12 protein-coding genes and 1 pseudogene are annotated in these 12938 nt (G+C 39.3%); all 13 read left to right on the top strand.

The features are described 5' to 3' along the window. Positions 1-347: 347 nt before the first annotated feature. Positions 348-2117, top strand: coding sequence for an ABC transporter ATP-binding protein (locus tag HMPREF2634_RS05045; protein WP_021001812.1), 1770 nt, complete (start codon positions 348-350; stop codon positions 2115-2117). Further along, positions 2110-3849 (top strand): ABC transporter ATP-binding protein, encoded by a 1740-nt coding sequence (locus tag HMPREF2634_RS05050; protein WP_021001811.1) that lies wholly within the window; start codon positions 2110-2112, stop codon positions 3847-3849. Before HMPREF2634_RS05045 ends, HMPREF2634_RS05050 begins: the two co-directional genes overlap by 8 nt. Positions 3850-3974: 125 nt before the next feature. Then, on the top strand, positions 3975-5249 hold the full coding sequence (locus HMPREF2634_RS05055; protein ID WP_021001810.1) for a DUF2130 domain-containing protein: 1275 nt from the start codon (positions 3975-3977) through the stop codon (positions 5247-5249). Positions 5250-5258: 9 nt separating this feature from the next. Then, a pseudogene (locus HMPREF2634_RS10100) lies at positions 5259-5400 on the top strand (GNAT family N-acetyltransferase); the annotation flags it as partial. Between the two features lie 49 nt (positions 5401-5449). Next, positions 5450-6328 (top strand): tRNA pseudouridine(55) synthase TruB, encoded by an 879-nt coding sequence (truB, locus tag HMPREF2634_RS05060; RefSeq protein ID WP_021001809.1) that lies wholly within the window; start codon positions 5450-5452, stop codon positions 6326-6328. 25 nt (positions 6329-6353) lie between these two features. Then, the gene (locus HMPREF2634_RS05065; protein ID WP_021001808.1) at positions 6354-7286 is read left to right on the top strand and encodes a bifunctional riboflavin kinase/FAD synthetase; all 933 of its coding nucleotides are present in this window, start codon (positions 6354-6356) and stop codon (positions 7284-7286) included. A 121-nt stretch (positions 7287-7407) separates the two neighbouring features. Further along, the gene (locus HMPREF2634_RS05070; protein WP_021001807.1) at positions 7408-7809 is read left to right on the top strand and encodes a Spx/MgsR family RNA polymerase-binding regulatory protein; all 402 of its coding nucleotides are present in this window, start codon (positions 7408-7410) and stop codon (positions 7807-7809) included. Position 7810: 1 nt separating this feature from the next. Beyond that, positions 7811-8095: a UPF0223 family protein gene (locus HMPREF2634_RS05075; protein WP_021001806.1), complete on the top strand. Its 285-nt coding sequence runs from the start codon at positions 7811-7813 to the stop codon at positions 8093-8095. Next, positions 8079-8852 (top strand): inositol monophosphatase family protein, encoded by a 774-nt coding sequence (locus HMPREF2634_RS05080; protein WP_041784019.1) that lies wholly within the window; start codon positions 8079-8081, stop codon positions 8850-8852. Before HMPREF2634_RS05075 ends, HMPREF2634_RS05080 begins: the two co-directional genes overlap by 17 nt. Next, positions 8853-10157 carry an RsmF rRNA methyltransferase first C-terminal domain-containing protein gene (locus tag HMPREF2634_RS05085; protein WP_021001804.1) on the top strand — a complete coding sequence of 435 codons (1305 nt, stop codon included), beginning with the start codon at positions 8853-8855 and terminating at the stop codon, positions 10155-10157. It begins immediately after the preceding gene. Positions 10158-10262: 105 nt separating this feature from the next. Further along, positions 10263-11129 (top strand): phosphate ABC transporter substrate-binding protein PstS family protein, encoded by an 867-nt coding sequence (locus HMPREF2634_RS05090; RefSeq protein WP_021001803.1) that lies wholly within the window; start codon positions 10263-10265, stop codon positions 11127-11129. Positions 11130-11150: 21 nt separating this feature from the next. Continuing rightward, positions 11151-12062 carry a phosphate ABC transporter permease subunit PstC gene (gene pstC / locus HMPREF2634_RS05095; RefSeq protein WP_003024154.1) on the top strand — a complete coding sequence of 304 codons (912 nt, stop codon included), beginning with the start codon at positions 11151-11153 and terminating at the stop codon, positions 12060-12062. Next, positions 12052-12936, top strand: a complete 885-nt coding sequence (pstA, locus tag HMPREF2634_RS05100) for a phosphate ABC transporter permease PstA (RefSeq protein WP_021001802.1) — start codon at positions 12052-12054, stop codon at positions 12934-12936. The genes pstC and pstA overlap by 11 nt, the downstream gene beginning before the upstream one ends. The last annotated feature ends 2 nt before the right edge of the window (positions 12937-12938 follow it).

Raw genomic sequence — 12938 nt, forward strand, 5'->3', positions numbered from 1 at the left:
GTCAATGTAGAGTTTCCCATGCACAATTGATTGGCACTAAAGTGCCTAATCAATCACTGCTGAGTGGACTCAAATATGTTGATAAATCAAGTTTTACAGCCTTTTTGACGTCAAGCTTCATTCCAACCTCGAAATGTTTCTCAAACCTTTCGAGCTGTGCGGAGGTGGGATAGAAATCAGGTTTCTACGAAACTACTGATTTCTGTCTCACTTTTTTATTTTTGTTTGACATTAGAATTGTCAGAATTTATAATATAAGCATAAATTAAATGACAGCATTGTCAGCATATCATGAATTGTTTGACTAGGGTTCTTTATTTGTTTTTTAGGAGAAAGAAGGGATTTGTATGAAGAAAAAGTCAGTTGTATCTTGGATACTGGAATTTGTCTCTCTTCACAAATTTTATTTTATTGTTAGTCTTGTTTTTGCCTTTTTATCTGTTTTATGCGGATTTTTGCCTTATTTTTTTGTAGGAAATATCATCAATCAGCTCTTACAAGGCAATCGAGATTGGAATTTTTATGTCCTTCAGTCCATTTGGATAGGACTGGCATGGATAGCACATTGGGGATTTCACGGGATTTCTACGCTCTTGTCTCATACAGCAACCTTTAAGATTTTAGCAGAAATGCGCTATCGTCTGACAGAGAAATTGGCCAAATTGCCTCTGGGAACGGTTTTAAATCAATCTTCTGGAACTTACAAAAATATCATTGTTGAGCGAGTGGATGCCACAGAAGTAACTTTGGCACACTTAATTCCTGAGTTTACATCCGGGCTATTTGGTCCCTTTATTATCTTAATTGCCATGTTAGTGATTGATTGGCGCCTAACCATGCTTTCGCTTCTGACAATCCCGATTGTTATCTTAGCTTATGGGAATATGCTACGCAAGAGCGAAGGTGATTTTGAAAATACAGTTGAGAAAACGAAGAAACTCAACGATACAGCAGTAGAATACATCAATGGGATTGAAGTCATCAAGGTTTTTGGAAAAGAGAAATTTTCTTACGATAAATTTGTCAAGGCTGCCAAAGAAGGAGCTGATTGCTTTATTGAATGGATGCGCAAGTGCGTAGTTGAAATGGGCATTGTTACAGCTTTCTTACCGTCCGGTTTGCTTTTCTTACTCCCTTTTGGAACTCTCTTTTACCTTCAAGGTAGCCTAACAGCTAGTAACTTTATTTTACTAATCATTCTGTCTCTTAGCCTTTTGACGCCGTTTATTTTAGTGGCTTCCTATATGGATGATTTACGGAAAATTGCGACAATCTTTGGTGAAGTGATTACTATTTTGGAAAAACCTGATTTGCCTCGTCCGACAGAATTAACGGACATTCCAAAAGGAACAGAACTTCAAATGACAGATGTTAGTTTTGGTTATTCAGATGAGGAAGAAGTGTTGCATAGTATTTGCTTAACGATTGAGCCTGATACAGTGACTGCTCTTGTCGGTCCTTCTGGCTCAGGAAAATCTACGATTGCTAAACTTCTAGCTTCTTTCTGGGATGTCAATTCTGGTAGTATTACCTTCGGTGGCGTGGACATTCGAAACCTACCTCTTGATTATTACAGTCGTCAGATTGCCTATGTCACACAGGATAATTACCTTTTTGATGAAACGATTATGGAAAATATTCGTATGGGTAATTCCGCTGCTTCGGATGAAGAAGTGATTGACATTGCTCGCAAGTGCGGCTGCTATGATTTTATTAGTAATTTAGAAAATGGTTTTGAGACCCGTGTTGGAACTGGTGGTAATCATTTATCTGGTGGAGAACGACAACGGATTGCAATTGCACGAGCTATGCTGAAAAACGCACCAGTCATTATTTTGGATGAGGCAACCGCTTATACCGATCCTGAAAATGAAGCTCTCATTCAGTCTAGTTTAGCTCGTTTGATAGAAGGTCGTACGCTTCTGGTCATTGCTCACCGTCTTTCAACGATTGCAAGTGCAGATCAGATTGTCGTAGTTAATGACGGACGTATTGAGGCAAAAGGAAAACATGCAGATTTGCAGAAGACTTGTCCGCTTTATGCTTCTATGTGGCAGGCTCATCTTGCAGTAAAGGATAGCGATCAAATGACAGAAGGAGGATTGGCAGATGCTTAGTACATTGAAAAAATTCTTTGATTTTTGTACGGAAGAAGATCGTAAGAAATTCTACACTTCTGTTTGTTTAGGGGTTCTAAAAGCTTTCATTATTGCTTTTCGGATTCCAGCTATTGGGTTGGTTGTTATGGCTATCATTAACAATGATGTTTCTATGCAGACTGTAGGGCTCTCTCTTGGAATGATGCTCTTGTCTGTTATTCTTAATATTTTGATTAGCCTGAAAGTTACGATGTTGCAGACAGAAGCGGGCTATCATACATGTACTCATAAGCGGATTGAAATTGCTGAACACATGCGCTACCTGCCAATGGGGTATTTTAATCAAAATAGTCTGGGACAAATTACCAGCGTTACAACCAATACACTTGAAAGTCTAGCAGATGTTGCTACTCGGGTTGTTATGATGACGTTGGAAGGATTCCTAACGGCAGGAACTATTACGGTTTTTGTATTTATCTACGATTGGCGAATTGGTTTAATCTTGTTGGCAGGATTGATACTGTTTCTCTTGCCAAATGGATTGATGCGTTGGCAAGCTGGGAATGTATCAGAAGCTAAACAACAAGCTGATACAGATTTGGTAGCAATTGTACTGGAATACAGTCAAGGGATTGCGGAAGTAAAGAACTATAATATTGTTCAATCATCTGCTAAAAAGCTATCGCATGCTATTGAGAATAAAAGGCATTTAGATACAAAGCTGACTTGGGTTACCTCGCCTTATATCGCTCTGCAAGGGATGATTACCAAGCTGACTGGAACGATTATGGGACTGTTCTCTATTTACTTTTACCTAAAAGGCAGTATGAACCTTTTGATTTGTATCATGATGCTCATCAGTGCTTTTATGATTTACGAAAGTCTGGATGGAGTTGGCAGTTTTTCTTCTCTTCTTCGCATTGTTGATTTATCAGTTGATATGGTCAACAAAGTTTTGTCGATTAAACCAATGGATATTAGCGGAAAAGATTTGCAGCCAAAAACCAGCAATATCAAGCTGAATCATGTCAATTTTTCCTATGAGAGTAAGAAAATTATTGATGATGTATCGTTGGATATTCCAGAAAAGACGACGACAGCTCTTGTGGGACCCTCTGGCTCTGGAAAGACAACTCTTTGCAATCTCATTGCTCGTTTCTGGGATATAGAGAGTGGCAGTATTAGCTTAGACGGTCATGATGTGAAAGAATACAGTTATGACAGCCTTATTCGTAATTTTAGTTTTGTTTTTCAAACGGTCTATTTGTTTGAAGATACCATTGAAAATAATATTAAATTTGGAAATCCAGACGCTAGTCATGAAGAAGTTGTCGCTGCTGCAAAAAAAGCTGCTTGTCATGACTTTATCCTGTCTTTGCCAGAGGGGTATCAGACCAAGATTGGTGAAGGCGGAGCCAGTCTCTCTGGTGGAGAACGGCAGCGGATTTCCATTGCTCGTGCCATTATCAAGGACGCTCCAATTATCATTTTGGACGAAGCAACAGCTAATGTCGACCCTGAAAATGAAGAAGCACTCATGCAGGCTATTCATTCTTTGACAAAGGATAAGACTATTATTATGATTGCTCATCGACTAAAAACGGTAGAACGTGCCGATCAAATTGTTGTTCTTGATAAAGGACGCATTGTTGAGCAAGGAAAACACCGAGAGCTGCTTGCCAAACAAGGCTTGTACAGTAGATTTATTCAGGAAAGACGCAGTGCTGCTAGCTGGCGAATACAGGCTTAATTTACAAGCAAAAGGATTGTTGTTCATGTGCAACGGTCTTTTTTATATTTAAGCTGTTGATTTAAAATAACCATAAGAAATGGTATAATAAGATGTTATAAAGAACGATCAATGAAGAGGTGTCCATGAACGAAATCAAATGTCCCAACTGCGGGGAAGTCTTTACAGTCAACGAAAGTCAATACAGCGAGCTCTTGGCTCAGGTACGGACGACAGAATTTGATAAGGAAATCCATGCTCGAATTGAGCAGGCGTTAGCTTTAGAAAAACAAAAAGCACAGAATGAGCAACAGCAGGTCTTAAGTCAGAAAGAATCTGAAATCCAAGAACTCAAGGCGACTATTTCCAATTTTGAATCACAAAAAGAACTGATAAAAAAGGATACAGAGCGGGTGCTGTCTGAAAAACTCATTAATAAAGACAAGGAGTTGCTGGACTTGCAGTCGCAACTGGATCGTATGAAGTTGGAACATCAAAATGAACTGCAAACGTCGCTGACAAATATTGAAAAAGAACGCGACCAAATCCAAAACCAGCTTTTGTTGCAAGAGAAAGAAAATGAATTATCCCTTGCATCTGTTAAACAAAATTATGAAGCTCAGCTAAAGGCGGCTAATGAGCAAGTAGAATTTTACAAGAATTTTAAAGCACAACAGTCTACTAAGGCGATTGGAGAAAGTTTAGAACATTACGCTGAAAGCGAGTTTAACAAGGTTCGCAGTTTTGCCTTTCCAAATGCTTACTTTGAGAAAGATAATCAGGTTTCTGCACGAGGGTCTAAAGGAGATTTCATTTTCCGTGAGGAAGATGAAAACGGAGTAGAAATCATTTCTATTATGTTTGAGATGAAAAATGAAGCGGATGGTACTGAGAAGAAGCATAGAAACGCTGATTTTTACAAAGAACTGGATAAGGATCGCAGAGAAAAGAAATGCGAGTATGCTGTTTTGGTGACAATGCTGGAAGCAGACAATGACTATTTCAACACTGGCATTGTTGATGTTAGCCATGAGTATGAAAAAATGTATGTGGTTCGTCCTCAATTTTTTATCCAGCTGATTGGACTTTTACGCAATGCAGCGCTCAATTCTCTTAAATACAAGCAGGAGTTGGCTCTTGTTCGAGAGCAGAATATTGACATTACCCACTTTGAAGATGATTTAGAAACCTTTAAAGTCGCGTTTGCGAAGAATTACAATTCAGCTTCTAAGAATTTTAACAAGGCAATTGAAGAAATTGACAAAGCCATTAAGCGAATGGAAGCAGTCAAACAGGCACTTCAGACATCAGATAATCAACTGCGCCTCGCCAACAACAAGCTTGATGACGTCTCCGTCAAGAAACTGACCCGCAAAAATCCAACTATGAAAGCTAAGTTTGAGGCGTTGAAGAACGACTAGGAGGAAACGATGCAGATACGACAAGCAATCTTGAAAGATATAGAAGCCTTGCTACCCCTCTATGAAGATTTAGGCCATCCGACGACTGCTTCTAGTCTGACTAGATATTTGAATACAGCTTCATTACGGCTCTTGTGGGGCTGAAAGAAATAAAAAATTTAATCAACTACTAATAGAATTTTTAGCAGAATAAGGAATCAATGAACGGAATTATCAACTTAAAAAAAGAAGCGGGAATGACCTCGCATGATGCGGTTTTTAAACTGCGTAAAATTTTAGGAACTAAAAAAATCGGTCATGGGGGTACCTTGGATCCAGATGTGGTCGGGGTGCTTCCGATTGCTGTGGGCAAGGCGACGCGCTTGGTTGAGTTTATGCAGGAGGAAGGCAAGGTCTACGAGGGGGAGATTACCCTGGGCTGCTCAACAACGACAGAGGATGCTAGTGGGGAGCAGATTGCTTTCAGCCCTGTGACGGAAATATTGGATGAAAACTTAGTGGATCAAGTCATTGCTAGTATGGTTGGAGAGCAGACTCAAGTGCCGCCTATGTACTCGGCTGTCAAGGTCAATGGGCGAAAACTCTATGAGTATGCTCGATCTGGAGAGACAGTAGAGCGACCGAAGCGTCAGGTGACAATTTATAACTTTGAGCGGACAGGGGCTATTGTCTATGAAGGCGACTTGGCACGTTTTCCTTTTCGGGTTAAATGCAGCAAGGGGACTTATGTGCGAACGTTGGCAGTTGATTTAGGAGCGAAATTAGGATATGCTTCCCACATGTCTCAACTGATTCGAACTGCTGCGGCTGGCATGGCTTTGGAAGAAGCTTTGACTTTAGCAGAAATTGATGAGAAGGTGAATAAAGGAGACTTTTCATTTTTGCAGCCCATTGAATTTGGCATAGGAGATTTACCTAAGGTAAACCTTACGGAAGAGCAGGTTGAAGAAGTGCGATTTGGACGCTTTATTCATATAGATACTAAGGCAGAACAGGTGGCTGGCTTTTATCAAGGGAAATTACAAGCCATTTTAGAAAAGCGTGACAAAGAATATAAACCTAGAAAAGTATTTCTTTAAAATTTTGTGATAAAATAGTTAAGTGATGAAAACGATTAGAATAAAAAATGAAAAAGACATTCAGCAAATTGAACACACAGTTCTAGTGTTAGGGTATTTTGACGGCTTACATAAAGGACATCAAGCTTTGTTTGCTGAAGCGAGAAAAATGGCAGCAGAAAAGCATTTGAAGATTGCAGTGCTGACATTTCCAGAATCTCCCAAATTAGCCTTTGTACGGTACCAGCCTTCGCTAATGCTTCATTTGACCAGCCCAGAAGAGCGCTTACAACAATTAGAAAATCTTGGCGTAGATTATCTTTATTTGGTTGATTTCACTAGTCAGTTTGCTCGCAATACGGCTGAACAATTTTTTACAAAATACATCTCGCGTTTGAAAGCAAAAGCGGTCATTGCAGGTTTTGATTATCATTTTGGTTCTGATCGACGCAGTGCAGAAGATTTGGAGAAACTGTTTGAAGGACAAGTTATCGTAGTTCCTTCTGTAAATTTTAATGGAGCAAAAATTAGTTCAACTCGCATTCGAGAAACGGTACTAGCAGGAAATGTCGCCGAAAGCAATCAATTACTGGGCTATTCGCTGTCCACCCGCGGAATTGTCGTTCATGGCAATGCAAGAGGGCGGACGATTGGCTATCCAACGGCAAATCTTGCTCCGCTAGATCGGGTTATTTTACCAGCAGATGGGGTCTATGTGGTTGATGTAGAGCACGATGGGCAGATATATCGCGGAATGGCTAGCGTTGGAAAAAATGTCACTTTTGAAGGTGATGAACTTCGTTTTGAAGCTAATATTTTTGATTTTTCACAAGATATTTACGGTGATACTATTCGTATTTTTTGGTTGGATAAAATCCGAGATATGGTAAAATTCGACAATGTGGATGAACTAGTCAAACAACTGCAAGCTGATGAGGAGATCGCAAGATATTGGACACCTAAAAACGAAAACCACTAAATCATGTATTAAGCTTCTTATTTTTCCTAAAAAAATAGGAGAAAATTTGTAAAAATACCTAGTAATCTTACATAAAATTTAGTATAATGATAACAGTTACAAATAATAAGAAGAGAAATGCATGGTTACACTATTTTTATCACCGAGTTGTACAAGTTGTCGCAAGGCGCGTGCATGGCTATCCAATCATGAAGTTCCTTTTGAGGAGCACAATATCATGACTAGTCCACTGTCTGCACCAGAATTGCAACATATCCTTTCTCTGACGGAGAATGGGACAGATGACATTATTTCAACTCGTTCAAAAATTTTTCAAAAATTAAATTTAGATGTTGAAAGTTTATCAATTTCCGAATTGCTTCGTCTAATTGAGGAAAATCCAAGTCTTTTACGTCGCCCGATTATTCTGGAAGACAAGCGAATGCAAATTGGATTTAACGAAGACGAAATCCGTGCATTTTTGCCTCGTGGTTATCGTAAACAAGAATTGCGCGATGCAACTTTGAGAGCTGAGATTGAATAATATGAATAAAAATTATCGTTACCCACTAGACATGTCGTGGAGCACTGAAGAGCTTGCTTCAGTGCTTTCTTTTTTGAATGATGTTGAGCAGGTTTATGAAGCGAAAATAGCAGCAGAAAAGATATTAGCATCTTATCAACGATTCAAAAAAATTGTTCCAAGCAAAGCTGAAGAAAAGCGTATCGGACGTGAATTTGAAACAGCGAGTGGCTATTCTTTATATCGAGCCGTTCAAGCTGCAAAACAAAAGGAGAAAGGAACGTTTTCTCTTGGAAAAGAAATTTAATTTTGCCAAGCACATTGTACTGAATGCGGCTTCTTATATTAAAGAGCATTTGAATGATCAGTTGCAAATTGAGACCAAGTCCAGTCCGACTGATTTGGTAACTCAAATGGACAAAGAAGTTCAAGATAATTTAGTAACCTGGATTTTAGAAGCTTATCCTGCAGATCACATTTTAGCTGAGGAAAATGGCTTACGACATTCTATTTCAGATGGCAATGTTTGGGTCATTGATCCTATTGACGGCACGAATAACTTTGTAGCACAAAAAGCAGATTTTGCTGTTGTTCTGGCTTATTTTGAAAATGGCATTGGTCAATTTGGTGTCATTTATGATGTGATAGGAGATAAATTGTATCACGGCGGTGGTCAATTTGATGTCTATTGCAATGAGCAGAAATTGCTTCCCTACCAAGATCGCCCTTTAAACCAGTTTTTAATGGCATCAAATGCTGGTATTTTTGAGCGCAATGATTGGGGAATTGCGGATTTTGCAAAAGAAACCTTGGGCATTCGAGTGTACGGAAGTGCTGCGATCAGCTTTAGTAAGGTTTTGTCGGGTCAACTGTTGACTTATATTTCCTATATTTGGCCTTGGGATTATGCTGCAGCTTCCATTATGGGAGATAAGCTAGGTTATACGACATTGACATTTGAGGGTGAGGAGCCTGATTTTGAAAGCCATCAAGGTATTATGATGATTCCAACTATGAAATTGAACGAAATTAAAAAATACATATATCGAAAGCGAGAGGATTAGATGAATTTTCCAAAAGGATTCGAAGAAAAGTACAACAATCTTTTGGGAGAGGAGGCTCCCTCTTTTTTTCTAACTTTCGATGAGGAGCCAGTTTCCGCTTTTCGGGTCAATCCATTAAAAGAGCAGCAAAAAACTTTTCCAAATCCTATTCCAAATACGAACTGGGGTTATTATGGCAAAGTTTCTGGAAAATCAATAGAGCATGTCACAGGATTAGTCTATTCACAAGAACCTGCTGCACAAATGGTTGCCCAAGCTGCAGCGCCACAACAGAATATGAAAGTACTTGATTTGGCAGCAGCGCCGGGTGGAAAATCCACTCATCTATTGTCATACTTGAACAACACAGGTCTTCTTGTTTCCAATGAAATCAATCCAAAACGATGTAAAGTGTTAGTAGAAAATATTGAGCGATTTGGAGCGAGAAATGTTGTGGTGACAAATGAATCAGCTGGCAGATTAAGTCAAGTCTTTCAAGGTTATTTTGACTTGATTGTCTTAGATGCACCATGTTCTGGTGAAGGAATGTTTAGAAAGCAGCCAGAAGCAATGGAGTATTGGAGTGAAACTCATCCTGCTCAATGTGCACAGCTTCAACGTGAGATACTAGCGGATGCTTTGAAAATGTTGACAACTGGTGGTGAACTGATTTACTCTACTTGCACTTGGGCACCAGAGGAAAACGAGGAAATCGTTGACTGGCTGTTAGAAAACTATCCACTTGAATTGGTTGAAATTCCAAAAATCAATGGTATGGTGGCTGGTATTCACTTTTCGGGAACTGCACGTATGTATCCTCATCATTTTAAGGGAGAGGGACAATTTGTTGCAAAATTTCGTTTTTATGGTGAGCAGTCAGCTAAAAAGATAAAGACAAGAAAAAGCTGTTTGACATCGGAGCAGAAGATGTTGTGGAAAGAGTTTCAAAGAGAACATCTTGCCATAGAGCTAACTGGCGAGTTACAGACTTTTGGTGAACATTTATATCTATTGCCACTAGGTCTTCCAGATCTATCGAAACTTAAAATTGCCAGAAATGGTTTGCACCTAGGTGTTTTTAAGAAAAAACGATTTGAACCGAGTTTTGCTTTGGGACTGACTTTAAAACCAAGTGAAGTAAAGCACATAATTGAAATTGATGAAGAGCAGTTTAAAAAGTACGTCGCCGGGGAGACAGTCAATCTTCATCAGAACACTGCAAATGGTTGGTATCAAGTTATTGTCCAAGGTAATGGTTTAGGGTTTGCAAAAGTGACTGGAAATATTCTGAAAAATTATTTTCCAAAAGGCCTGAGATTTCAATAAAAAATCTTTCCAAATGTCTAAAGATATGCTATAGTGAGATTAGATGTGAAAAGATTAGGGAAATCTTAGAATGAAAACACTTTCACATTTGAAAAGGAGTTTCATGTGATTAAACACAAAAAAATATTTTGGGCAGTCACTCTCGTGATTTGCAGCATTGGTCTTTCAGCCTGTTCTTCCTGGATTAACCACGGTGAGGCGATAACAGCAGTTGGCTCAACAGCTCTACAACCGTTGGTTGAAGCAGTTGTGGATAAATACACCGAGGAAAATCCGAAAAAAATTGTAAATGTGCAAGGTGGTGGATCGGGAACTGGATTATCACAAGTCCAATCAGGTGCAGTAGATATTGGAAATAGCGATTTATTTGCAGAAGAAAAAAGTGGTATCAATGCTAAGGCTTTAGTTGATCATCAGGTCGCTGTTGCAGGTACTGCGATTATTGCAAATAAAGGAATTAAGGTAAATAATTTATCAACAGATCAACTACGCAAAATTTTTACTGGTGAATATACGAACTGGAAACAAGTTGGCGGGCAGGATCTGGAAATTACCATCATCAACCGTGCCGTTGGTTCTGGTAGTCGAGCAGTTTTTGATAGTGTTATTATGAAGGGCAAGGAAGCCAAGCAGGCGCAGGAGCAGGATTCTAACGGAATGGTCAAAACAATTGTTTCACAGACTCCAGGTGCCATTTCTTACTTAGCTTTTTCTTATGTGGACACGAGTGTGAAAAGTTTAAACTTGAATGGCTACAAGCCAACGAAGAAGAATGTGACAACGAACAACTGGCCTATTTGGTCTTATGAGCACATGTATACTAAGGGAGAACCTAACAAATTAGCTAAAAAATTTCTAGAGTATATGATGACAGCAGAAGTCCAAAATAATATTGTTGGTAAAATGGGTTACATTCCTATCAACGACATGAAAGTTACTCGTAGTCTTGACGGAACTATCAGCTCAAAGTAAAAGAAAGAATTTAGGAATAACATGAACGAAGTAGCAAAAAAAATGCTGACAAAGTCAAAAAACTCTCGTTTAGAAACATTTGGAAAAACCATTACTTTTCTTTGCATGAGTTTAATTGTTTTTGTCGTTGCAATGATTTTATTATTTGTAGCGGAGAAAGGACTTTCGACTTTCTTTGTTAATAAAGTAAACATCTTCAGTTTTCTTTTTGGAACAAGGTGGAATCCATCCGGTAAGGAATTCGGTGCTTTACCAATGATTCTGGGCTCTTTCCTCGTAACTCTCCTATCCGCTTTATTAGCAACACCATTTGCAATTGGAGCAGCTGTTTTTATGACGGAGGTTTCCCCTAAAGGCTCAAAAATTCTACAACCAGCTATTGAACTTCTAGTCGGAATTCCATCGGTTGTGTATGGATTTATTGGATTACAGGTAGTTGTTCCCTTTGTTCGCAGTATCTTTGGTGGAACAGGTTTTGGAATCTTATCAGGAATTTTTGTTCTTTTTGTCATGATTTTACCAACAGTGACCTTTATGACAACAGATAGCCTGCGTGCTGTACCGCGGCATTATCGAGAAGCTAGTATGGCAATGGGAGCGACTCGTTGGCAAACGATTTGGCGTGTGACGCTAAAAGCAGCTCGCTCAGGTATTTTTACGGCTATTGTCTTTGGAATGGCTCGTGCCTTTGGTGAAGCTTTGGCGATTCAAATGGTTGTCGGAAATTCAGCGGTTATCCCAACTTCTCTGACAACACCTGCTGCAACCTTGACCTCTATTTTAACAATGGGCATTGGAAATACCGTTATGGGAACCGTTAATAACAATGTCTTGTGGTCGCTTGCTCTGGTTCTGCTTTTGATGAGTTTAGCCTTCAATACTGTGATTAAATTGATTACAAAGGAAAGAGGTAAGAAGAACTATGCACGCTAAAAAGATGGATAAATTAGCAACAGGCGTCCTCTATACCATTGCAGGAATCATTGTTGCTATTCTTGCTTCCTTGATTTTGTACATTTTAGTAAGGGGCTTACCTCATGTTTCGTGGAAATTCTTGACGGGACAATCGTCTTCATACCAAGCGGGCGGTGGAATTGGGATTCAGCTCTATAATTCATTGTTTCTGTTAGTTATCACCTTAATCATTTCCATTCCTCTATCAATGGGAGCAGGGATTTACTTATCTGAGTATGCAAAAAAAGGTCCGGTAACAGATTTTGTCAGAACCTGTATTGAAATTTTATCCTCCTTGCCCTCTGTTGTTGTGGGTCTCTTTGGATATTTGATTTTTGTTATTCAATTTCAATATGGTTTCTCAATCATTTCTGGTGCTTTGGCTTTGACTGTATTTAATCTGCCACAGATGACACGTAGTGTGGAGGACAGCTTACAGCATGTACATCATACACAGCGTGAGGCTGGGCTTGCACTTGGCATCTCTCGCTGGGAAACGATCGTCCATGTCGTCGTTCCAGAAGCGTTACCAAGTATTGTGACGGGGATTGTATTAGCTTCTGGGCGTATTTTTGGGGAAGCTGCTGCGCTTATCTATACAGCAGGTCAGTCTGCCCCAGCACTTGACTGGTCAAATTGGAATATTTTCAGTGTAACTAGCCCAATTTCTGTTTTCCGCCAGGCTGAAACTTTGGCTGTTCACATTTGGAAAGTCAATAGTGAAGGAACGATTCCTGATGCAGTAGAAGTGTCAGCTGGATCAGCAGCAGTACTTCTTATCTTTATTTTAATCTTTAACCTTGGAGCTCGTAAGCTCGGAGGTTATCTGCATAAGAAATTAACATCTGCCTAAAA

This window comes from Streptococcus sp. HMSC034B03, assembly GCF_001838575.1.
Taxonomy (GTDB): Bacteria; Bacillota; Bacilli; order Lactobacillales; family Streptococcaceae; genus Streptococcus; species Streptococcus anginosus.